The organism is Rhodococcus sp. MSC1_016 (assembly GCF_023667485.2).
Lineage (GTDB): Bacteria > Actinomycetota > Actinomycetes > Mycobacteriales > Mycobacteriaceae > Rhodococcus_F > Rhodococcus_F oxybenzonivorans.
The window spans coordinates 1,201,695-1,224,684 of sequence record NZ_JAMOZI020000001.1; the positions used below are offsets into that span (position 1 = coordinate 1,201,695).

21 protein-coding genes are annotated in these 22,990 nt (G+C 64.5%); 17 read left to right on the plus strand and 4 right to left on the minus strand.

The annotated features are described in order from the left end of the window. Window positions 1-72: 72 nt before the first annotated feature. The 3 genes from secY to map are packed head-to-tail and all read left to right on the plus strand — an operon-like array spanning window position 73 to window position 2,726. Window positions 73-1,386 (plus strand): preprotein translocase subunit SecY, encoded by a 1,314-nt coding sequence (secY, locus tag L1080_RS05480; protein ID WP_213577168.1) that lies wholly within the window; start codon window positions 73-75, stop codon window positions 1,384-1,386. Beyond that, the gene (locus L1080_RS05485) at window positions 1,383-1,928 is read left to right on the plus strand and encodes an adenylate kinase (RefSeq protein WP_109331573.1); all 546 of its coding nucleotides are present in this window, start codon (window positions 1,383-1,385) and stop codon (window positions 1,926-1,928) included. The genes secY and L1080_RS05485 overlap by 4 nt, the downstream gene beginning before the upstream one ends. After that, the gene (gene map, locus L1080_RS05490) at window positions 1,929-2,726 is read left to right on the plus strand and encodes a type I methionyl aminopeptidase (RefSeq protein WP_159925632.1); all 798 of its coding nucleotides are present in this window, start codon (window positions 1,929-1,931) and stop codon (window positions 2,724-2,726) included. It abuts the gene before it with no gap. A gap of 8 nt (window positions 2,727-2,734) precedes the next feature. Here map and dtd read toward each other — a convergent pair whose 3' ends face one another. Next, window positions 2,735-3,172 (minus strand): D-aminoacyl-tRNA deacylase, encoded by a 438-nt coding sequence (dtd, locus tag L1080_RS05495; RefSeq protein ID WP_159925634.1) that lies wholly within the window; start codon window positions 3,170-3,172, stop codon window positions 2,735-2,737. Window positions 3,173-3,389: 217 nt separating this feature from the next. Between dtd and infA the strand changes: the two genes are divergently transcribed. The 11 genes from infA (at window position 3,390) to L1080_RS05550 (ending at window position 10,978) form a co-directional block, all read left to right on the plus strand. After that, window positions 3,390-3,611 carry a translation initiation factor IF-1 gene (gene infA, locus L1080_RS05500; RefSeq protein ID WP_003418601.1) on the plus strand — a complete coding sequence of 74 codons (222 nt, stop codon included), beginning with the start codon at window positions 3,390-3,392 and terminating at the stop codon, window positions 3,609-3,611. 89 nt (window positions 3,612-3,700) lie between these two features. Continuing rightward, window positions 3,701-3,814 carry a 50S ribosomal protein L36 gene (gene rpmJ / locus L1080_RS05505; RefSeq protein WP_003938068.1) on the plus strand — a complete coding sequence of 38 codons (114 nt, stop codon included), beginning with the start codon at window positions 3,701-3,703 and terminating at the stop codon, window positions 3,812-3,814. Between the two features lie 235 nt (window positions 3,815-4,049). Then, on the plus strand, window positions 4,050-4,424 hold the full coding sequence (gene rpsM, locus L1080_RS05510) for a 30S ribosomal protein S13 (protein WP_109331568.1): 375 nt from the start codon (window positions 4,050-4,052) through the stop codon (window positions 4,422-4,424). Further along, window positions 4,424-4,837, plus strand: coding sequence for a 30S ribosomal protein S11 (gene rpsK, locus L1080_RS05515; RefSeq protein ID WP_005239680.1), 414 nt, complete (start codon window positions 4,424-4,426; stop codon window positions 4,835-4,837). The genes rpsM and rpsK overlap by 1 nt, the downstream gene beginning before the upstream one ends. Before the next feature lie 23 nt (window positions 4,838-4,860). Next, window positions 4,861-5,466 carry a 30S ribosomal protein S4 gene (rpsD, locus tag L1080_RS05520; RefSeq protein WP_109331567.1) on the plus strand — a complete coding sequence of 202 codons (606 nt, stop codon included), beginning with the start codon at window positions 4,861-4,863 and terminating at the stop codon, window positions 5,464-5,466. Between the two features lie 116 nt (window positions 5,467-5,582). Then, entirely contained in the window at window positions 5,583-6,644 is a 1,062-nt protein-coding gene (locus tag L1080_RS05525) for a DNA-directed RNA polymerase subunit alpha (RefSeq protein WP_109331566.1), read from the plus strand. Window positions 6,645-6,674: 30 nt separating this feature from the next. Next, window positions 6,675-7,250: a 50S ribosomal protein L17 gene (rplQ, locus tag L1080_RS05530; protein WP_159925636.1), complete on the plus strand. Its 576-nt coding sequence runs from the start codon at window positions 6,675-6,677 to the stop codon at window positions 7,248-7,250. A 71-nt stretch (window positions 7,251-7,321) separates the two neighbouring features. Beyond that, window positions 7,322-8,134 (plus strand): tRNA pseudouridine(38-40) synthase TruA, encoded by an 813-nt coding sequence (gene truA, locus L1080_RS05535; RefSeq protein WP_159927542.1) that lies wholly within the window; start codon window positions 7,322-7,324, stop codon window positions 8,132-8,134. Between the two features lie 58 nt (window positions 8,135-8,192). Continuing rightward, window positions 8,193-9,311 carry an adenine nucleotide alpha hydrolase family protein gene (locus L1080_RS05540; protein ID WP_159925638.1) on the plus strand — a complete coding sequence of 373 codons (1,119 nt, stop codon included), beginning with the start codon at window positions 8,193-8,195 and terminating at the stop codon, window positions 9,309-9,311. Window positions 9,312-9,413: 102 nt separating this feature from the next. Continuing rightward, complete coding sequence (locus tag L1080_RS05545) at window positions 9,414-10,412, plus strand: polysaccharide pyruvyl transferase family protein (protein WP_159925640.1); 999 nt, start codon at window positions 9,414-9,416, stop codon at window positions 10,410-10,412. Then, window positions 10,412-10,978, plus strand: coding sequence for an NADPH-dependent FMN reductase (locus L1080_RS05550; protein WP_250768973.1), 567 nt, complete (start codon window positions 10,412-10,414; stop codon window positions 10,976-10,978). The genes L1080_RS05545 and L1080_RS05550 overlap by 1 nt, the downstream gene beginning before the upstream one ends. Here L1080_RS05550 and eccE read toward each other — a convergent pair. After that, window positions 10,975-12,624 carry a type VII secretion protein EccE gene (eccE, locus tag L1080_RS05555; RefSeq protein WP_250768975.1) on the minus strand — a complete coding sequence of 550 codons (1,650 nt, stop codon included), beginning with the start codon at window positions 12,622-12,624 and terminating at the stop codon, window positions 10,975-10,977. The two genes, L1080_RS05550 and eccE, sit on opposite strands and share 4 nt — an antisense overlap. Before the next feature lie 113 nt (window positions 12,625-12,737). Between eccE and eccB the strand changes: the two genes are divergently transcribed. Beyond that, entirely contained in the window at window positions 12,738-14,216 is a 1,479-nt protein-coding gene (gene eccB / locus L1080_RS05560) for a type VII secretion protein EccB (protein WP_250768978.1), read from the plus strand. A 65-nt stretch (window positions 14,217-14,281) separates the two neighbouring features. Here eccB and mycP read toward each other — a convergent pair whose 3' ends face one another. Together mycP and eccD are read right to left on the minus strand one after the other, a co-directional pair. Next, a complete protein-coding gene (gene mycP, locus L1080_RS05565) occupies window positions 14,282-15,679 on the minus strand; it encodes a type VII secretion-associated serine protease mycosin (protein WP_159927544.1) in 1,398 nt (465 codons plus the stop codon). Beyond that, window positions 15,676-17,148, minus strand: a complete 1,473-nt coding sequence (eccD, locus tag L1080_RS05570) for a type VII secretion integral membrane protein EccD (RefSeq protein ID WP_159925648.1) — start codon at window positions 17,146-17,148, stop codon at window positions 15,676-15,678. The genes mycP and eccD overlap by 4 nt, the downstream gene beginning before the upstream one ends. Before the next feature lie 279 nt (window positions 17,149-17,427). Between eccD and eccCa the strand changes: the two genes are divergently transcribed. Continuing rightward, a complete protein-coding gene (eccCa, locus tag L1080_RS05575; protein WP_250768981.1) occupies window positions 17,428-21,429 on the plus strand; it encodes a type VII secretion protein EccCa in 4,002 nt (1,333 codons plus the stop codon). After that, window positions 21,411-22,892 (plus strand): type VII secretion-associated protein, encoded by a 1,482-nt coding sequence (locus L1080_RS05580; RefSeq protein ID WP_159925650.1) that lies wholly within the window; start codon window positions 21,411-21,413, stop codon window positions 22,890-22,892. The genes eccCa and L1080_RS05580 overlap by 19 nt, the downstream gene beginning before the upstream one ends. The last annotated feature ends 98 nt before the right edge of the window (window positions 22,893-22,990 follow it).

A 22,990-nucleotide genomic window follows, 5' to 3' on the forward strand; every position in this document is an offset into this window, starting at 1 on the left:
TTAGAGTTCTAGAGTTCATTCACGGACACAGTCCCAGTGACTCGTCCACCCACCGTCGTGCCAGGAGGATCTTTGCTTTCCGCCTTCGTCTCGGCCCTCAGGACCCCGGACCTGAGGCGGAAGATCCTCATCGCGCTCGGCCTCGTCGCGCTCTACCGCGTCGGTGCCGTGCTGCCGTCACCCGGCGTCGACTACGCCAACGTCCGAGCCTGTGTCGACCAGTTGTCGGGCGGCGATTCCGCCGGTATCTATTCGCTGATCAACCTGTTCTCCGGTGGAGCCCTGCTCCAGCTCTCGGTGTTCGCGATCGGCATCATGCCCTACATCACGGCAAGCATCATCGTTCAGCTGTTGACGGTCGTCATCCCGAAGTTCGAGCAGCTTCGGAAAGAAGGCCAGTCCGGCCAGGCGAAGATGACGCAGTACACCCGATATCTGTCGATCGCGCTGGCGATTCTGCAGGCCACCGGCATCGTCGCGCTCGCAGCGCGCGGTCAGCTGTTGCAGGGCTGTCAGGAAGAAATAATCGCCGACAAGAGCATCTTCGGGCTCGTCATCATCGTCCTCGTGATGACGGCGGGTGCCGCGCTCGTCATGTGGTTCGGCGAGATCATCACCGAACGCGGTGTCGGTAACGGCTTCTCGCTGCTGATCTTCGCGGGTATCGCATCCCGGCTACCGTCGGAGGGCAAAGCCATTCTCGACAGTCGCGGCGGGCTGATCTTCGCGATCATCTGTGTCGCCGCTCTCGCCATCATCGCCGGCGTGGTCTTCGTCGAGCAGGGCCAGCGCCGTATCCCCGTCCAGTACGCCAAGCGCATGGTCGGACGCAAGATGTACGGCGGTTCGTCCACCTACCTGCCGCTGAAGGTCAACCAGGCCGGCATCATCCCGGTGATCTTCGCGTCGTCTCTGCTGTATCTGCCGAACCTCATCGCGCAGCTCACCGGGGCGACGTCGGCTGCAGATCCGAGCTGGTGGCAGCGGATCATCAACGAGTATCTGGTGAACCCGAACAATCCGGTGTACATCACCATCTACTTCGCGTTGATCGTGTTCTTCGTGTTCTTCTACGTCGCGATCACGTTCAACCCCGAAGAGCGCGCCGACGAGATGAAGAAGTTCGGTGGGTTCATTCCCGGCATCCGCCCGGGACGGCCCACCGCGGACTACCTGAATTACGTGCTCAACCGCATCACGGTCCCGGGATCCATCTACCTCGGCCTGATCGCAGTGTTGCCCCACTTCTTCCTGTCCGGGAGCCAGACCACCAGCAGCATCTTCGGTGGCGCGGCAGTGCTGATCCTCGTCAGTGTCGCCCTGGACACGGTCAAGCAGATCGAAAGTCAATTGATGCAACGCAACTACGAAGGGTTCCTCAAGTGAGACTTGTCCTCCTTGGTCCTCCCGGTGCAGGCAAGGGCACCCAGGCCGCGATTCTTTCCGAGAAGCTCGGTGTCCCGCACATCTCGACCGGCGACCTGTTCCGGGCGAACATCGGCCAGGAGACACCGCTCGGTCTCGAGGCGAAGAAGTACCTCGACGCCGGAGATCTCGTTCCCAGCGAAATCACCAACAACATGGTGAAAGCGCGCGTCGCGGAGCCGGATGCCGCCAACGGTTTCCTTCTCGACGGTTTCCCGCGCACGGTCGATCAGGCGCAGGCACTCGAGGCAATCCTGGCTGATCTGGACACCAAGCTCGACGGCGTTCTCTCGTTCGTGGCGGACGAGGACATCGTCGTGGAACGGATGCTGGCGCGTGGTCGCGCCGACGACAAGGAAGACGTCATCCGCAACCGGCTCCGGGTGTACCGCGAGGAGACGGCGCCGCTGCTCGACTACTACAAGAACGATCTGCTCACCGTCGACGCACTGGGTGAGGTCGACGAGGTCAACTCGCGCGCACTGGCAGCGTTGGGCAAGTAAATGGGTTTCGGGCGCAAGCGCAAAGTTGTTCCCTTCCGGACTGCCGGTGAGCTCGATGCGATGGCGGCCGCGGGCGCCATCGTCGGTGCAGCGCTGGTGGCGGTGCGTGATGCGGCCAAGCCTGGTGTGAGCACGCTCGAACTCGACGAGGTAGCCGAGTCGGTTATCCGCGACGCAGGTGCGGTGCCGTCGTTCAAGGGCTATCACGGGTTCACCGGATCGATATGTTCGTCCGTCAATGATCGTGTGGTGCACGGGATTCCCTCGGCGCAGGACATCCTCGCCGAGGGAGACCTCGTCTCGATCGACTGCGGTGCAATTCTCGACGGGTGGCATGGTGACTCGGCCTGGACGTTCGGTGTCGGCGAACTCGTCGAGGCTGATCAGGATTTGAGCGAAGCCACGCGGTTGTCGATGGACGCGGGAATTGCAGCCATGCTGCCCGGGAACCGTCTCACCGACATCTCCCATGCGATCGAGCTGGGAACCCGCGCGGCGGAAGTAACACACGGCCGGAAGTACGGGATCGTCGACGGCTACGGCGGGCACGGGATCGGCCGGGAAATGCACATGGAACCGTTCCTCGCCAACGAGGGCGCTCCGGGTAAGGGTCCCCAGCTGGTGGTCGGATCCGTGCTGGCGATCGAGCCGATGTTGACGCTCGGCACCACCGATACCGTTGTGCTGGAAGACGACTGGACGGTGGTTACCGCGGACGGTACGCGTGCTGCCCACTGGGAGCACACCGTGGCCGTCACCGAGGATGGTCCGCGGATTCTCACGCTGCGCCCGGAGTGACTGCGCCGCTACACGTCGATCAGCAGCGTGACCGGTCCGTCGTTGACGAGATCGATCTGCATGTGCTCGCCGAACACGCCCGTATCGACCGTCGCGCCCAGCTGTCGTAGCGCGACCGTGAAGGATTCGACCAACGGCTCCGCCACGGGCCGGGGCGCGGCCGCGGACCACGAGGGGCGTCGCCCCCGTCGTGTGTCGGCCATCAGCGTGAACTGACTGGCCACGAGGATCGGGGCGTCGAGGTCGGCGGCTGACTGCTCGTCCTCCAGGATTCGCATCGTCCACACCTTCTTTGCCAGGAGCGCTGCCTTCGCCGCGTCATCCGTGTGGGTGACGCCGACCAGGACGAGAAGTCCGTGGCCGGCAGGCGGGGGAGTGATGTGTGCGACCACGACTCCGTCGACCCGGACGGAGGCGGCCGAGACTCTCTGCACCAGCGCGCGCACGCGCAACACCATCCTTCGCCTCGCCGACTGCATTTGGCCTGGTGAGCAATTTCCCGTAACATGGATCAGCGGTGCGCTATGCGTGCCGGTTGTTTGCGTGCCCAGTGCCGGTTTCGATCCGGAATGTTCATGTTTCGGCCGGTGAAGAAGCCATTGGGCGCCACGGTAACGGAAACAGATGCAAGAAGCACGTCAAACAACATGGATCGCGGAGGATATGGCTAAGAAAGACGGGGCCATCGAGGTCGAGGGACGAGTAGTCGAGCCGCTGCCCAATGCGATGTTCCGCATTGAGCTCGAAAACGGCCACAAGGTTCTCGCCCACATCAGCGGAAAGATGCGTCAGCACTACATTCGCATCCTCCCGGAAGATCGCGTCGTCGTGGAGCTCTCGCCCTACGACCTGTCGCGCGGACGCATCGTTTACCGGTACAAGTAAAAAGCTTCCCCGCTCTGACCAGGTCGGGGAGAAGTACGTCCGCCGCGGAACTGCGTAGTGGGCTGCCACAAAACAGGAGATCAGAAGACGTGAAGGTTCAGCCGAGCGTCAAGAAGATCTGCGAAAAGTGCAAGGTGATCCGTCGTAACGGCCGGGTCATGGTGATCTGCGAGAACCTGCGTCACAAGCAGCGTCAGGGCTAGATCTCCGCTTTTCGAGGATCTGCTTGGCAACAAGCAAAGATGACCTCCCAGCACCAGCCAGTACTTTCGGCCACCGGGTTTCACCACCCACGGCAGGTACTGGTCCACCCCCGGCACGGAGGCCGGGGCCCCACTGAGTTAGTTGAGACCCCTTCGGTCGCGAGACCGCCGGAGTTTGAAGAGGCACAGGGGATGGACTGGGAGCAGACCTCCGCTCACCGATAGGAACTGCCACATGGCACGTCTAGCAGGTGTCGATCTGCCCCGCGAAAAGCGGATGGAGATCGCACTCACCTACATCTACGGCATCGGCCGTACCCGCTCCAAGGAGATCCTGGGCGCCACCGGCGTCAACCCGGATCTGCGGAGCAAGGATCTCTCGGACGAGGATCTGGCCAAGCTCCGCGAGTACATCGAGGAGTCGCTGAAGGTCGAGGGTGACCTTCGCCGCGAGGTCCAGGCCGACATCCGTCGCAAGATCGAGATCGGTGCCTACCAGGGGTTGCGCCACCGCCGTGGCTTGCCCGTGCGTGGTCAGCGCACCAAGACCAACGCCCGCACCCGTAAGGGCCCCAAGCGCACCATTGCCGGCAAGAAGAAGGCGAAGTAATGCCCCCCAAGTCACGTAGCACCGGTCCGAAGAAGACCCAGAAGGCGCGTCGCAGGGACAAGAAGAACGTCCCGCACGGCGCCGCGCACATCAAGAGCACCTTCAACAACACCATCGTGTCCATCACGGACCCCGCCGGAAATGTCATTTCCTGGGCGTCCTCGGGACACGTCGGCTTCAAGGGATCGCGTAAGTCGACCCCGTTCGCCGCTCAGCTCGCTGCAGAGAACGCAGCCCGCAAGGCGCAGGAGCATGGTGTCAAGAAGGTCGACGTCTTCGTCAAGGGACCCGGCTCCGGCCGTGAGACCGCGATCCGCTCGCTTCAGGCTGCAGGCCTCGAGGTCGGCACCATCTCCGATGTCACCCCCCAGCCCCACAACGGCTGCCGTCCGCCCAAGCGGCGTCGGGTCTAGCGGGAAGGATAGGTAGAAAAAAAATGGCACGTTATACCGGACCCATCACCCGCAAGTCGCGTCGTCTGCGCGTCGACCTCGTCGGAGGCGACCAGGCGTTCGAGCGTCGTCCCTACCCGCCGGGCCAGCACGGCCGTGCGCGGATCAAGGAGAGCGAGTACCTGCTCCAGCTGCAGGAGAAGCAGAAGGCTCGCTTCACCTACGGCGTCATGGAGAAGCAGTTCCGTCGTTATTACCAGGAGGCGAACAACCGCCCCGGTAAGACCGGTGAGAACCTGCTCCGCATCCTGGAGTCGCGTCTCGACAACGTCGTGTACCGCGCCGGACTGGCTCGCACCCGCCGCCAGGCACGTCAGCTGGTCACGCACGGTCACCTCCTTGTGAACAACAAGAAGGTCGACATCCCCAGCTACCGCGTCTCGCAGTACGACATCATCGATGTCAAGGAAAAGTCGCTGTCGACGCTTCCTTTCCAGGTGGCGCGTGAGACCCAGGGCGATCGCCCGATCCCGGGTTGGCTGCAGGTTGTCGGCGGACGGCTCCGGATCCTGGTTCACCAGCTTCCCGAGCGTGCGCAGATCGATGTCCCGCTGCAGGAACAGCTGATCGTCGAGTACTACTCGAAGTAAGGCCTCCGGCCCGTGCGCCTTTTTGGTAGTTCCCACTACCAGAAAGGCGCACGGGCGCGCAGTGCCTTTCCCATCGTGGGCGTCAAATAGCGGACGCCCGTACAGGAGGAAATCCAATGCTCATTTCTCAGCGACCCACGCTGACCGAAGAGGTCATCGCTGACAACCGCTCGAAGTTCGTCATCGAGCCCCTCGAGCCAGGTTTCGGGTACACCCTCGGCAATTCGCTCCGCCGCACGCTGCTGTCTTCGATCCCCGGCGCTGCTGTCACCAGCATCCGCATCGACGGCGTTCTGCACGAGTTCACCACGGTCCCCGGTGTGAAGGAAGACGTCACCGACATCATCCTGAACCTCAAGGGCCTCGTCGTGAGCTCCGAAGAGGACGAGCCGGTCACCATGTACGTCCGTAAGCAGGGCCCCGGCGCTGTGACCGCAGGCGACATCGTGCCCCCGGCCGGCGTCACCGTGAACAACCCGGATCTGCACATCGCCACCCTGAACGACAAGGGAAAGCTGGAGATCGAGCTCGTCGTCGAGCGCGGTCGCGGCTACGTCCCCGCCGTCCAGAACAAGGCGTCCGGCGCAGAGATCGGCCGCATCCCGGTCGACTCGATCTACTCGCCGGTGCTCAAGGTCACCTACAAGGTGGAGGCCACCCGCGTCGAGCAGCGCACCGACTTCGATCGGCTCGTGCTCGATGTGGAAACCAAGAACTCCATCACCGCTCGGGACGCGCTCGCTTCTGCGGGCAAGACCCTGGTTGAGCTCTTCGGCCTGGCCCGTGAGCTGAACGTCGAAGCAGAAGGCATCGAGATCGGACCCTCGCCCGCCGAGGCCGATCACATCGCTTCCTTCGGACTGCCCATCGAGGACCTGGACCTCACCGTCCGTTCCTACAACTGCCTCAAGCGCGAAGGTGTTCACACCGTCGGTGAGCTTGTCGGCCGTACCGAGTCCGACCTGCTCGACATCCGCAACTTCGGACAGAAGTCCATCGACGAGGTGAAGGTCAAGCTGCATTCGCTGGGCTTGTCCCTCAAGGACAGCCCCGCGTCCTTCGATCCCACCACCGTTGCCGGTTACGACGCCGCCACCGGAACGTGGAGTGACACGGATGCCGGTTCCTTCGGCGATGCCGACGGTACCGAGGACTACGCCGAGACCGAACAGCTGTAGCCGCTTCCGGTCCTTTACTAGGAGATCATCATGCCCAAGCCCAAGAAGGGTGCCCGCTTCGGCGGGTCGGCTTCGCACCAGAAGGCGATTTTCGCCAATCTGGCTACCGCGCTCTTCGAGCACGGTCGCATCACCACCACCGAGTCCAAGGCGAAGGCCCTGCGGCCGTACGCCGAGAAGCTCGTGACGCACGCCAAGGCGGGAACCCTGGCGCACCGCCGCGAGGTTCTCAAGGTCATCCGCAACAAGGATGTCGTACACACCTTGTTCGCTGAGATCGGCCCGTTCTACGCGGACCGTGACGGTGGATACACCCGCATCATCAAGACGGTTCCCCGCAAGGGTGACAACGCTCCGATGGCCATCATCGAGCTCGTCAAGGAAAAGACCGTCACCTCCGAGGCCGACCGCGCACGTCGCGTGAAGGCGTCGAAGGATGCTCCGGCCGCGGCCCCCGCCGCGTCGGACGAGAACGTTGTCGACGCAGTCGAGGCCGAGGCCACCGCCGCCGAGGTCGCGAACGCTGACGCCGTCGTCGACGCCATCGAAGACGAGTCCGCCACCGCCGCAGATGCGACAGAGGCCGACGAGGCCAAGAAGGACTAGTCCACTTGGTTTCGGCACACGCTGAATCGAACGAGCCCGTCACCCCCTCTCGGGGCGACGGGCTCGTTCGATTGCGGCTGGACATCGCCTACGACGGAACCGAGTTCTCCGGGTGGGCTCGCCAGAACGGGCTGCGCACGGTCTGCGGGGAAATCGAGGAGAAACTCGGAGCCGTCCTGCGTACCCCCCTGCAACTGACGGTGGCGGGACGGACCGACGCAGGGGTCCACGCGGCAGGTCAGGTCGCGCACGTCGACGTTCCCGCCGAGTCGCTGCCGGACGATCCGTCCCGACTCATCCGCAGACTCGCCCGCTTCCTCCCGAAAGATGTACGAATCACCCGCATCTCACGTGCGCCGCAGCATTTCGACGCGCGTTTCTCCGCGATGCGCCGGCACTACGAATACCGCCTGACCACCGCGGAGTACGGAGCAGATCCCCTGCGTGCCCGCGACATCGTGTCGTATCCGAAGGTGCTCGACCTCGACGTAATGCGCTCGGCGTCCGCCAGACTGATAGGGCTGCACGACTTCGCCGCGTTCTGCAAGCGCAGAGAAGGGGCCACCACCGTTCGCGATCTGCAACGCTTCGACTGGGAACGTGACGGGGAGATTTTCACCGCATTCGTCAACGCAGATGCCTTCTGCTGGTCGATGGTTCGCAGCCTCGTCGGTGCCGTACTCGCCGTGGGGGAGGGCCGCCGCGACCTCGGGTGGGTGGACGAGTTGCTGCGGGAGCGGTCGAGGGCAAGTTCGATCCTGGTGGCACCCGCGCACGGTCTGTCGCTGGTTCGGGTCGACTATCCCGACGACGCCGATCTTGCGGCGCGCAATGAAGTCACCCGTGACATTCGCACTCTGCCCGAAGGTTGCTGTGGCGACTGACTGAGGCGGAAAAACCCGCGGCCGACGAAGCCAATCGGGCTGTGCAAGAATCCGCATCATGCCATCAGAAATTCGTGTTCGAGTGGAGGATGCACGCAGCCGCACAGCCAAGGTCGGGGTCACTACCCCCAAGGGGCCGTTCGAGTTGCACGTCGACGCGAACGTCGACGTCGATAAATCGGCCACACCGTGGCTCCCTGCGCTGTCGGTTGTCGCGATGCGTCTTCATTCCGATCTGATCTTCTCGGATCCAGTCGACGCTCTCGCGTTGTCGAATCTTCCGCACGCTCAGCGGATTCTGCGCGATTGGTACCCGAGACGGTATTCGTCGGTAAGGGTGGAGGCAGACGAGGTAGCCGGGTCGGATGCCGGTTCGCAGCGGGGAGTGGGTTGCTTCTTCAGTGGAGGTGTCGACTCCTTTCACTCGGCAATCGCAGCGAGCGAACGCATTACGCATCTGATTTTCGTTCACGGGTTCGACATCAAGCTTTCGGATGTCGAGTTGGCGGCGAAGGCGGAGGCGGGAGCGCGAAACGCGGCGGACGCGCTCGGCAAGACGCTTGTCGTCGTCAGGACGAATCTCAGGCAGCTCTCGGACAAGGCGAGGTGTCTGTGGGGCACCGACTATCACGGAGCAGCGCTGGCGACCGTCGCGCACTCGTTGTCGGATCACATCCACACCGCGCTCATTCCGTCCTCCTTTCAGGAGGCTGATCTGCATCCCTGGGGTACGCATCCGGATCTGGACCCGTTGTGGTCGAGTAGTGCGGTGCGGCTGGAGCACTACGGCACGTCGTTGACGCGGACGGAGAAAATTGCGTTCCTCGCGCGAAACGACGTCGCGATGGACAATCTGAGGGTCTGCTGGAAGAACCGTGACGGCAAGTTCAACTGTGGCCGGTGTGAGAAGTGTGTTCGCACAATGGTCAGCCTTCGTGCCGCCGACGGCGCATCCCGCACTCTCCCTCACCGTGTGACACCGGAGGCAGTGAACCGTCTGTCGCTCAGCGGCACGGGCACACTCTTCGCTCTGGAGAATCTGAACGCGTTACGAGAGGCCCGGGTCCGGGACCTGGAGCTGGAAACGGCGCTCGAGCGCGCCATTCGGCGAGGGCGTACGCGGGACAAGGTTCTCGGTGGAATCACCCGACGCTGGCTGGGTATGACGAAGGGATAGGTGTCAGCAGCGTGGCTAGGCGTCGTTCGTATACCGGCGGGTATCGCGATGGTGCAGTAACGTGCAGGATGCCCCGAGGAAGTTCCCAGCCGTGAGGATTTCATGAACGACCCTTTGGACGATCTGCAACGAGCAACCATCGCTGCGCTCGCACCCACTGTGCAGCATGGACAGTCGGTCGCTCTCCTCGACTATCCGGCGCATTTCAACGCGGGTGACCTTCTGATCTACCAGGGGACGCTCAGCTATCTGGCCAGGATGGGTGCGAGCGTGGATTACGTCTGCGCGCTGCACACCTATGACACGAAGGTTTTGTCCGCGTGTGTTCCCGAAGGACCGTTGCTGTTGAATGGCGGCGGGAATTTCGGCGATCGATGGTTCGGCTACCAAAAGTTCCGTGAGCGCGTGATCGCGGAGCATCCGGAACGAAAAATCGTTCAGATGCCACAGACCATCGAGTTCCATGACGACGCAGCGCTGGCGAGGGCGCAGCGAATCTATGCGCAGCATCCCGATCTCACGTTGCTGATGCGGGACCGGCGCGGCTATGAACTGGCCCGTGAACTATTTCCCGAGAACACCGTCGTCTTCTGTGCTGATGCAGCATTGGGAGTCGGAAGGATCGCGCCCTCCGCCGAACCCACGCGCGATATCGTGCTTCTCAAACGCCGCGACCCCGAATCCGTTCAGTCCGCGAAGAGCCTTCCGGCCTCACTCGCGTCGGCGTACATGACGGATTGGCACGTCAGTGCCGCCGACAACGCCCAGTGGTGGCCCACTACGCTCGGACTTCTGCTATTGAACAAGCTGCCGGGTGTTCGGTCCCGTATGTACCCGCTGACGCGCCGTGCCTTCGACTGGCAAGCGGACATGGTGGTCGACAATGCAGTGGCGATCTTGTCGCAGGGGCGGCTCGTGGTCACCGATCGGCTGCATGCGGGAATCCTTGCCGTACTGATGGGCAAACCTGTCGTCCTGGTCGACAATGCCAACAAGAAGGTGTCCAGAATTCATGGCGACTATCTGAGCAATTTCCCGGATACCCACCTCGCCGAGAATTTCGATCACGCGGCCGAACTTGCCGGGCAGCTCGTTTTCTGATGAGCGAAATCGAGCCCGTCCGGTTAGAACTCATCATCGGATCGACCAGGGTCGGGCGCATTGCCCCCGTCGTGGCGAACTGGTTCGTCGAACGCGCTCGCACATATCCTCACGTGGAACTGGGCGTCATCGACTTGCTCGAAACCTCGCTGCCTCAGAACCTCGACGATTCTCCCGCCACCGACGCGTTCCGGGCACGGGTGGGGCGCGCCCACGGATTCGTGGCCGTCACATCCGAGTACAACCATGGGTATCCGGCCGCTTTGAAGACCGCATTCGACAGTGTGAAACACGAGTGGCGCGCAAAGCCCATCGGCTTCGTGTCGTATGGGGGAGTGTCGGGCGGCTTGCGTGCGACCGAGCAACTGCGCCAGGTCGTGGCGGAATTACACATGGTTTCGGTGCGTCAAAGTGTGAGCTTCCACCAAGTGCGCAAGAAGTTCGACGACAACGGTCGCACCACTGATGGCGCCGCCGTCGACTCGGCGGATCGGATGCTCGCGCAGTTGGTCTGGTGGGCCCGTGCTGTGCGACTCCAGCGTGGGACCGAGAGCTACCCCGGTTAGGACTGGTAGGCCAGCTGGTAATCGTCTACCGCGCGGGGCCGTCCGATGAATGCCGTTTCGGAGGAAATGGTGACCAGCATCAACTCGATACTCGTCCCGCCGGTCGACAGGAGAATCCGATCACCCATCGCGCTCGGCTGGACAATGGACAGGTCGGGTTCGGCGCCCGGCCACTGGCTGGGCTCGGCATAAAGGTAGAGAGCAGTGACGCCGCCCCGGGGGGTCGAAGCTTCGACACCGTCGAACACCACGGTGTTGAACTTGTTGTCGGATTGGGAGTTATGTCCCGCGACGCGCAGGCGGTCGGGCGTGGCGATCGAGTCGATCAGGGACGACCATGCATCGGGTCGATCTGTCTGGATGAGGACCCGGGCCCCAGTGGCGACGGCACGGAACACAAGTTGCTGGGCGAGGTACAGCTCGCCCGCGACGTACACCATGCCGACGCCCGGGCCGAAGATGCGTGCTGTGATCCCGTGACCGTAGTCGTCGGATCCGATCAACTGGCCACACCCCGCCGGCGGCAACTGGAGGTGTCGCACTGTGTCGACCGGCACATCGGCCATAGGCATCACAGCGTCCAGATCAGACACTGCCACAGGAAGATTGGACAGCAAACTTTCTTTGTGGCGGCCTCGCATCGAGACGAGCCCGTGCACAGCGAATGGTTCCGGCATCGTCCGGGTGGTGATCCGACATCCGGCGCCGATCAGTACCTGCCCGTCGTTGGCGCTCGGTCGTAGCCGAATGGTCACGGTGGTGCCGAGACTGGACGGCACCCACAGTTTCGCGAGCAACTCTTTGGAGAGAAAGCGCGGATCGACGCTGTATCCGGTATTGCATACCCCCGGCAACAGAGCATGCTTCCACGTCTGAGTGAGAGATCTCGGGTCGACACCGCGGCTGATGACCAGTGCTGCGGAGTCGATCTCGGGTGCTGTGAGAATTCGGGCCCGGCATGCCGCGTCGGCGAGTGCGCGTACGACGCGACTTGCCGCGATGGTGATGGCGCGAGAGGCGCCGTGCTCACCGCCGCCGCGGCGCGCGACGGCCTCGACACTGCCGGTGGCGTCGAATCGGAGGGCGACCCACACCGTCCGGGTGGCTGTCGCGGGAAGGGGGCCGACCAGGCGGTCGTAGACATCGGTGGCCGGCGTGCCCGCGGCGGCGCGATACCCATGGCTGACGATATCGATGCCGCTGAGCGAGATATCGTGCTGGACAAGGCATCCGGCGAGCGCCTCGGTGGGAAGGTCGTGCGTCGACTGGAAACCGTCCCGGGTGATCTGGGTCAGGCTTCCCGCCGGCGGAAGGACCTCGACCACCGCGACCACGCTTGCGCCGTCCCACCGCAAACCGACGGACTGTCCTGTCGGGCCGGCGAAACTGACGGTGCGGAAGCGCGGGACCTTCGGTGTCGTGAAGTAGCGCCACGCCGTTCGCGCCCAGACCAGGGTCGACCACCCGCCGATGGGTACGACCGCCAGAAGAGCGACGACGACGGCGAGTATGACGGCGCCCCACCACACCACTCCGCACACCGAGGCCAGTGCCCCGGCCAGAACTCCCACTATTTGCGCGACAACGACCTCGGTCGCCGAAACGCGATGTGCCAACTGCCAGCTTGTGACGCGCGAACGGTCCACGGTGCCTCCCCCGAATACCTGAACCCAGGCAGACCCGTACCCGTCCGCCGTGACGACTGTGATTCGAACTGTACTGTGTCACCCCGAGCGTTGTGCAGCACGGGGGAGGAACAATGGCTGTAACACCCACCACTCGGTGGCAGGTCAACGGGTATCGCTTTCTGGTCAGACGGATGGAACACGCCCTGGTGCGGCGTGACGTACGAATGTTGCACGACCCTATGCGGTCGCAGTCGCGCGCACTCGCGGTGGGGGTGGTGATCGCCTCGCTAGGACTCGCGGGGTGTGCAGCGCTGGCGCTGTTCCGGCCCCAGGACAAAATCGGTGACGCGTCCATCGTCGTCGGCAAGGATTCCGGTGCGATGTTCGTGGTCATGGGGGACACGCTGCGCCCGGTGCTCAATCTGTCGTCTGCCCGCCTCATTGTGGGGCAGGCCGAGAAGCCGGTAATCGTCAAAGAATCGGAGATCGACACTCGGCCCCGCGGGGCGCTGGTCGGAATCCCCGGTGCACCGTCGGCGCTCCCGCCGGGTGACGCAGCAGCAAAGACACCGTGGGCCGTATGCGACTCGGTCGGGGCAGACGGACATCGTGCGGTCACGACCTCCGTAGTGGTCGGTGAGCCGGACCCGATCGAGGGCGGGGGAGGCCTCGCCAGCGACCAGGCGCTGCTGGTGTCCACCTCGGACGCCGCCTATCTGATGTATAACGGCACCCGAGCGAAGATCGACCTGCACGACCCCGCGATCACCCGTGCCCTCGGCCTCGAGGGTGCCACGCCACGACCGGTAAGCCTCGGATTCGTCAACGCCGTTCCGGAAGTGCCGCCGCTGGTAGCGCCCAGCATCCCGGGAGCGGGGAGCCAGCCGCGGTTTGCTCTGCGCGACAAGGTGATCGGGTCGGTGTTCCAGGTAGTGATCGGATCGGAAACCACCCACTACGTCGTGTTGCGGGATGGAATTCAGAAGATCAGTTCCGCTGTGGCCAACCTCATCTTCCTTTCGGATTCGCACGGGGACACCGAGATGTCGAGTGTCTCGCCGGACGCCACCAACCGGATTCCTTCGGTGGAGCAGATCGCCGTGTCGAGCTTCCCGGAGTCGGCACCCGAGATCGTCGACGCCATCTCGAGTCCGGTGAGTTGCCTGATCTGGAAACCTTTGCGCGGACAGGACGAGACCGCAGCGAGTGGTCCGGCCGCCGAGTTGTCCCTTATTGCAGGACGTAGTCTCCCCATCCCCGATGGTGCGCACACGGTGAAGCTGGCGCAGGCGGACGGTGGCGGGGACAGTGCCGATTTCGTCTACGTCGAATCCGGTTCGGGGGGATTCGTGCAAGCGACCGGTATCGAACGCCACAGCACCCGGCGAGACAGCACGTTCTTCGTGGCTGACACGGGAGTACGGTTCGGCGTTCCCGACGCAGACGCCGCGAAAGCATTGGGGGTGACAGCCGAGCCGCCGCTGGCTCCGTGGCAAATACTCGGACTCCTCGCACCGGGCCCCACGCTCGCGAAGTCCTCCGCGCTCGTCGCACACGACGGGGTGGCGCCCGACGCGGACCCGGCCGCAGTCGCCTCCGGTTCGAACTGAAACACCGAACTGCCAATCCGGGCCGACGCACATTCGCGTCGGCCCGGGTTGACTCGGAGAACGAGTCAGCTTCGGTGCTGCGTCGCGGAGTGCAATTTCCGCCGGAGTGGGAATGACGCGAGCACTCCGAGGATGAGCAGTGCAGCGAGCGAGCCGACCGCTACCAGCGCGACATCGCGAGGGCGGTGATCGGGCTGAGTAACTGCAGGAAGGGCCTCCAGGGGGACCGAGCGTGCGGCGCCGTCGGTTGCTGAGCCGCCCGTCGGAACATTCGCAGATACGGCTGCGAGCGGGTCGATGACGCCGTGCCCGACGAACGGATTCCACCCTTCCGCGGGCGCATGCGCCGTGGCCTCGATACGCGCGATGACCTGCTGGGCCGACAATTGAGGAAACCTGGAGCGAACCAGGGCGACGGTGGCCGAGACATAGGGGGCCGCGAAACTGGTGCCGTTGACCGGTTCCGCGCTTCCCTGAGCGCTGTACACGGTATTCGTCAGATCGCCCGTCGTCGGATGCAGTGAGGTAAGGCCCGATCCCGGGGCCGCGACGTCGACCCAGGGACCCGCGAGGCTGAAGTCACTCACCCGACCGTCGGACTCGACCGACCCGACGGTCAGGACGTAGTCGTCGTACCACGCCGGGCTGGCGATGGTGCTCACCGAATCCCACAGGTCGGCTCCGGGTCGGAGCGGGTCGGCCGCCGGATTCTGAATCTTGCATTCCGCGGATCCATAGTTGCCCGCGGCAGCAACCACCACGACGTCCTTCACCGTCGCCGCATACTTGACAGCTGCGCCGAGATAGCGGTCGCCGCCGCCGATTCCTTCTGCCGCAGTCTTGCAGGCGACTTCGGAGATGTTGATGACGCCGGCACCCATGTCGGCGGCGCGCCGGACAGCGGCGGCCATGGTCGCGACGTTGCCGTATCCACCGACCGAGTTGCCGGCGTTGTCGACCTGATCGGTCTGCCCTGCGGGACTGTAGGCACTGCTCGATTGCCGGATTGCGAGGATGCGGGAGTCCGGAGCGCCGCCGGAGAAACCGGACCCGGGAACCTGTCGCGCTGCGATGAGGCCTGCGACGAGCGTTCCGTGAGCGTCGCAGTCGGTTGTCCCGGTCTCGGTCCCGACCAGGTCACCACCATCGACGAGACCGGGAAGTCGCGGATGCCGCGCCACCCCGGTGTCGATGACCGCGACGAGCTGCCCGGCGCCCCGACTGATCGGCCACACCGAACGAAAATCGAGGTCCCGCTGAGCCACCGGGACTTCCGGACCATCGGGCACCCGTACGGCATCTTTGCACGGTCTTCGCTTCTCCACTTTGGTGCTGTCCTTCGGCGGAACCAGTCCCACGTCGATGGGTGCGGGTACCACTGCCAGGGCGCTGCCTTCACCCAGTGCTGCGATGAGGGCCACCACCGCGGTGGCCACAACCAGGCGACCCAGCCGCCGCATCACAGCCCGCGCATCAGCGAGTAGAGGCCGGTCACCCAGCACACCAGCGGGATGATCGACGTGATCAGGGCGAGGTCGATCAATTCGGCGACGCGTCGCATGACGGGCGAGAACGTCTGCCGCGGGGCGATGATGCCGAGGACCAACCCGCCCGCCGCGAACAGCATTGCCACGGCGAACAGAACTATCGCGTAGTCGGGGACGGCGACCGCGGCTGCGGTGAGCAGCAGTACGAGGATCGTCACGCCGCCGCCGATCAGCGGAACGGCCTGCTCGGCGCTGATGTAGGTGCGTCCCCGGAACATCAGGACGGTCGCGGTCGCAACGGCCAAACACAAACCGGGCCAGTAGATCTCGCCGTGCAGGGTGGGCTGCGCGGCCAGGAGTGCGCCGCTGACCGCGAGGATGGTCATGGCGGTGACGAGTCCGGTGAGATACCTGCGCGCACGTGTGGCGCGTTGGGCAAGGGAATCGAACGACGGCATCGTGGTCTCGTCGTCCGGATCGTCCTCGGAAGGATCGACCGAGGTACCCGGTGCGGGAACGGGCGGCAGTGGCAGCTTCGCCAGGAGTATTGCCACGCGAGCCGATGAGGCGAGCCCTGTCAATGCGGCGGCGACGACACCGGCGGCGACCGCGGGCGCTGCGGTGTCGGTCGTCGCCGATACCAACGCGGCGAGGGTGCCGAACAGGGAGGCTACCGCCAGAGCCGTGAAGACTCTCAGCCCCACACCACCGAGTCGCAGCGCGAGGACCGCGGTGGTGCCCGACAGTGCGAGCCCGAGGAGCAGGTGGGCAGCGGCCAAGTCGCCGGGGACGAAGAGCATCCCGGCGGCGAAGGCCGGCGGAACGGCGCACCCACTGAGAACGACGGAACTGGCTGCGTCACCGTAGATGCGGCCGGTGACCGCACCGGTGACGAGGAAGAGGAAGGCAGATGTCAGTGCGCAACCTGCACCGACGAACCCGTCCGTCCCGGATTCGGACCACAGCAGCGCGAACGAGCCGATCACCGTTCCGAGCACGGCGGCGGCCGAACCGACGACCCGTGCGGAGCCGCGCGTCCATTCCCGGTCCGCATCGGCATCGGCGATGGCGACGTTGTACATGATGTCGTCGAACAGGGGCGGCGGGGCACTGTCCTGCACACTCTGCAGGACCAGCAGGTCGCCGTCGCGAATACCGTGCTCGTGCAACGTCAGCGTGGTCGAGAGCGGGGACTGACCGATCTTCGCGAGAACCCACTCGCTCGGTTCGTATTGCTCGAGTGAATCATCGAAGTCATTGGTGCTGCGATGGCTGCGGATCGTGTCGACGATCCCCGGAACGAGGATGGCGATCGGAACACCGAACGGCACCGCCATGTCGACCTGTGAATGGGTCGAGAGCACGGTGATTCGGCACAGGTCTGCTGCGGCACTCGGACGCGTGGACGGCGCGGACGCGCGCAACTCGTCATGGGCGACGGACAATACGATTTCCCCCCACTTTGCGACGCACACCCCACCCTGCGTCGTTACGGCACTGATCGACGACCACTCGGAGGCCGGCGTCCGATTCGATCACGGGAACACTACGTGAGCCGGGCCGCAGCCTCCAGTGGGCATCCGGCGAAAATGCCTTCTGTATGCCGAATCCCTCGGAATGGGTTAATCTCTGACTTCGCGGGCCGAGCCCAGGGGGGCAACCGGAAGTTCCGGATCGGATCTGATGCACGGTTCGGGTCGGTTGGCGTCATGGGGGGACGGGCAGTGAGCACTATTCGCTTCGTGCGTAAAGCGCGGCGAGAAGTTCCGCGTATTCCGGGCGGCGAGGTGAGTCTGCAGGCTCCGCCGGAAATCCCGAGATTGGTCCCGGGAAATCTGCTCACGAAGCTTCTCCCCCTCGTGATGGTCGTCGCGATGGTCGGCATGATGGCGTTGATGTTCACGTCGGGTATGGCGCGCAACCCCATGTCGATGCTGTTCCCCCTCATGATGATGGTCTCGATGCTCGGCATGCTGGCGGGTGGCGGTCGCAGCGGTCCCAAGGCAGCGGAAGCGAACGAAGACCGCAAGGACTACCTGCGCTACCTCGATCAATTACGGCGTGATGTCGCCGAGACCGGCGAGCAACAGCGCAAGGCGCTCGACTGGAGCCATCCCGAACCCGGCCTGCTCTGGACCATCGCGGGAACGGCCCGCATGTGGGAGCGCCGTGTCACCGACCCGGACTATTGTCATGTGCGCGTGGGGCGGGGCAGTCAGCGGCTCGCCACTCGTCTCATCGCGCCTGAAACGGGCCCGGTGGAAGATCTCGAACCCGTTGCCGCCGTGTCTCTTCGCCGATTCGTCCGCGCGCACTCGGTGGTCCAGGAGTTGCCCACCGCAGTCTCTTTGCGGGGGTTCGCCGCCATCTCCGTCGAGGGTGAGCGTGGGGCGGCCCGTTCCCTGGTCCAGTCGATGCTCATGCAATTGTGCGCCTTCCACGGTCCCGACAACCTGCTCGTTGCGGTCGTGTGCGGTCCCGACACCCAGCACGAGTGGGACTGGGCGAAGTGGCTGCCGCACGCCCAGCACCCGGATTCCTCCGACGGCGTGGGTTCTTCCCGAATGATCTACGGATCGATTCTCGAACTCGAGTCCGCGCTCGGCCCGCAGCTGGCCATGCGGAATCGCTTCTCCCGCAATGCTCCGGCTGCTCCGGGCGTGCCCCAGTTCGTCCTCGTCGTCGACGGCGGAATCCTCGAAGGCGAGTCGGGCATGATCACCGACGGGGGAGTGGATTCGGTGACGGTCCTCGACATCGCCGGATTCTGCCCGCGGTTGACGGCCACCCGCGGTCTCCAGCTGGTGGCACAGGACGGGTCGCTCGGAGCCCGCAGCGGTACCGGTGTCGAGATGTTCGCGACGGCCGACCTCGTCAGCGCTCATCAGGCGGAAACTCTTGCGCGTCGCCTCGCGCCGTACCGTACGACGTCGCACACATCGGTCGACACGGGAGACGACGATCAACCCGCACAGACGTGGAGCCAAATGCTCGGTGTCGGCGACGTCGGCCGGCTCAACCCCGATCACGCGTGGCTGCCCCGGCAGGGTCGCGCCCGCTTACGCGTCCCTATCGGCGTGGGAGTCGACGGGAATCCGGTCGAGATCGACCTCAAAGAGTCCGCGGAAAACGGCATGGGGCCTCATGGGCTGTGCATCGGAGCTACCGGATCGGGAAAGTCCGAGTTCCTCCGAACGCTGGTGCTGGGTCTCATCGCTACTCATTCGCCCGACGCACTCAACCTCGTACTGGTCGATTTCAAAGGTGGCGCCACCTTCCTCGGCCTCGAGGAGGCTCCCCACGTCGCCGCGGTGATCACCAACCTTGCCGAAGAACTGGCCATGGTCGACAGAATGCGCGACGCGCTGGCCGGGGAGATGAATCGCCGGCAGGAATTGCTGCGCTCGGCCGGGAACTTCGCCAACGTCACCGACTACGAAAAGGCGCGTCAGGCAGGCGCAGACCTCGACCCGCTGCCGGCGCTCTTCATCGTGGTCGACGAATTCTCGGAATTGCTCAGTCAGCAGCCCGAATTCGCTGATCTCTTCGTGGCCATAGGACGACTCGGTCGATCGCTGCACATCCACCTGCTCCTGGCGAGCCAGCGACTCGAGGAAGGGAAGCTTCGCGGTCTCGACAGCCACCTCTCGTACCGGATCGGGCTCAAGACATTCTCCGCCAACGAATCGCGCACAGTGCTCGGTGTCCCGGACGCCTATCATCTGCCCGCCACTCCCGGCGCCGGTTACCTGAAGTGTGACTCGGCCGAAATCGTGCGCTTCCAGGCCTCTTACGTGTCGGGAACCTACGAGGGTGGTCACGTCGACAGCGTCCGACGGCCGGGCGAGGCGCCCGTCGAGCTGCGCCCGAAAATTTTCACCGCCGCCCCCGTCGCCGTCGACGTCGTCGACATACCGGAAGAACCGTTCTCCCTCGACATCAACGAGGAACATGCGGAAACTCGGACCACCATCGACGTCGTCGTCGAACGCATCCGGAACCGCGGTTCGAGAGCGCACGAGGTGTGGCTTCCCCCGCTCGATGCGGCACCGACTCTCGACGCGCTGCTGCCGAGGTCGATACTCTCCGAACCAGTCCCGGCGCTCAGTGCGCTGCGCGCACCGATCGGGATCATCGACAGGCCCTACGATCAGCGGCGGGACCTGCTTGTGGTGGACCTGTCCGGTTCCACCGGAAACATGGCGGTGGTCGGTGGCCCGCAGTCGGGGAAATCGACTGCGATCCGAACGGTGATCATGTCGCTCGCCGCCACTCATTCGGCCGAGCAGGTGCAGTTCTATTGCCTCGACTTCGGCGGTGGCACGCTTGCCGGACTGTCGGGCCTGCCGCATGTCGGTTCGGTTGCCAACCGTCTCGACGTCGACCGGGTTCGCCGCACCGTCGCCGAGATGAACACGATCGTGCGACAGCGTGAAGCCCGATTTCGCGACCTCGGGGTCGAATCCATGGCCGAATTCCGGCGACTACGCGCTACCGATCCGTCCGGCGGCGCCCCTGCCGCCGGGATCGCCGAAGATCCTTTCGGCGACGTGTTCCTCGTCGTCGACGGCTTCGGTAGCATTCGGCAAGATTTCGAAACCCTGGAACAACAGATCACCAACCTTGCGGCACAGGGCCTGTCGTACGGCGTCCACGTCGTCATCACGGCGTCTCGGTGGGGTGAAGTGCGGCCGGCCCTCAAGGACCAGCTCGGAACTCGCATCGAACTCCGGTTGGGTGATCCCGCGGACTCCGACCTCGGTCGTAAGACCGCTGCGCTCGTGCCGGAAGGCAGGCCGGGTCGAGGCATGACGCGCGACAGTCTGCATCTGCTGGTCGGCCTCCCCCGGATCGACGGGAACTCCGACCCCGCCGACCTTGCGTCCGGTGTCGCTCATGCCGTGTCGTCGATCGCTGCCGCCACCCATGGCCGCCATGCTCCTGCCGTACGCATGTTGCCGGGACAGATCACTCGCGAGGCGGTTCTCGACGCCGCCGGTTCGTGGCCCTCCTACGTCGACCCGACCGAGAAGTGCCTCCAGATTCCGATCGGACTCGACGAGGCCGAACTGGCGCCCACATTCCTCAACTTCGCCGTGCAACCACACTTCTTGGTATTCGGGGACAGTGAATGCGGCAAGACGACGCTGCTGCGCAACATCTGCGAGGGCATCATGGCGTCCAACACCGCTGGACAGGCGAAGATCATCCTCGGTGACTATCGGCGCACCATGCTGGGGGTAGTGGAATCGGAGCACCTTGCCGCCTATGCGCCGTCGTCGGGCGTGCTGACCAAGAACATGAATGACCTCGCGGTTGTGCTCGAATCGCGGATGCCGCACCCGCAGATCAGCCAGCAACAAATTCGCGAGCGTTCCTGGTGGACGGGGCCGGACATCTTCGTTGTCATCGACGATTACGACCTCGTCGTGACCTCGAGCGGCAATCCGGTGGCCGCGATCGTCGAGTACCTGCCCCATGCGAAGGACATCGGATTCCACCTCGTCATCGCGCGCCGTTCCGGTGGCGCGGCACGGGCGCTGTACGAACCGGTCATCGCACGCATGCGCGATCTGGCATCCGCCGGCCTGGTGATGAGTGGAAGCCGAGACGAAGGCAACCTCATCGGAACCGTACGGGCAAGTGCCATGCCCCCCGGGCGGGGCACGTTGGTGACGCGCGGCGGCAGCGGACTGATCCAGCTCGCATGGATGCCACCGCAGTGAGGTCCGCGGTCGCGATTCACCTCACTGAATCCGGCATGTGGTCGTGTTGTCAGGACAGGGCGGTGGAGGGGCTGCCCTCGGTCCGTGTCGCAACCGACGGTTCGCTGATCACTTCGGTGCGCGAGACTTCTTCCACCGAATCGTCACCGCTGTGCTCTATCGACGACGAGTACATCGATGTGGACGGTGGTATCGCTCCGGTCCCGGACGTGCTCGCCGCCGTTCTCCGTGGCGCGGTCGAGGCCGTGGCGGGCGGACCGTCCGTCGGCGCGGTGCTGACATACCCCACCGAGTGGGGCACGGCGCGACAGCAGGTTCTGGCCGACGCAGGCTCGGCGATCGCCGCCGACACCGTGCTTGTGCCCGTGGCGCTTGCCGTAGCCGAAATCGCCGGCGTGGCCGAGCGCGACAGCACCTGGGCGGTCGTCGAATGCCGGGCGACGGGCACCACTTCCACCTACGTGGCGGCAATATCCGGTGACTACCGCGTCGTGGAAGTCGAGCACGAATCCTCGCTGGTCGTCGACGATCTCGATCGGCAGGCCGAGGCAATCACAGACCTGGTCGGGCGCGTCTGCCGAGGCCGGGCGCTCGACGGCATCCTGGTGACGGACCATCTCGACACCCGGCATGATCTGGCACCTGTACGGCGTGCGGTCGTGGCTGCCTTCGGCCGTGAGGTACCCGTCGAGAGCGTGTCGGGTGTGGACATCGTTCGCGCGCTCGCAATGCCGGGCAGCGATGGGGTACACGAGCAATCGATCGTCGCGATACCTCAGAGGAATTGGCTCCAACCGGTTCTGCAGCGGGAGCAACAGGAACGGACGAGGAGGTCGTGGCCGACTTTCGTCGCGGTCGCAGCGGCCCTGGCGGTGGTGACCGGAGCCGGAGTTGCCTTCATCCAATCAACCCTCGATTCCGTCTCGACGTCGACCGTCGAGGGTGTCGTTGCAGGATCACAGTCGCCGTCGGCTCCGGCGTCGTCGTCCGTTGCACCATCGCAGTCCACGATTCCTTCGACCGCGGTGGGCACGGGACGGGAAGTGTCGGTGGGGGGAGTTCGACTCACGGCGCCCGACCGATGGCGGGAGCGGCCACAGTCGGCGACACCGTTCCGGATCGAACTGGTGCCCGACGGTGGCGCGGACAGACGAATCATCGTGACGCAGAACAACCTCCAGGGCGGTGCCGGGTACGACGAGGTCGCGGTCACGCTTGCGGCGAAAATCGCGCAGCGCGGCAGACCCGAGCTGTTCGCCGAACTGGAGAAAGACGTCGTGTTCGGTGGGAGACCGGGGATCACGTACAGCGAATTCCCGGACGAGAACTCCGCGGTGAGGTGGCACGTCGTCGTCGAACGTGACCTCCAGGTCAGCGTGGGATGTCAGTTCCTGTCGGCGGAATGGGCCGAAATCGAAGCCGAGTGTGAGCACGTCGTGCGGTCACTGGAAGTCGATGAGTGAACCCGACGGGCGGCAGAGCCGAAAAACTTCCACAGTGGTGGAACCGATTGGACGGTTGATGCGTCCAATCATGTGTAGGGGTGGATAGGGCAGTCCAG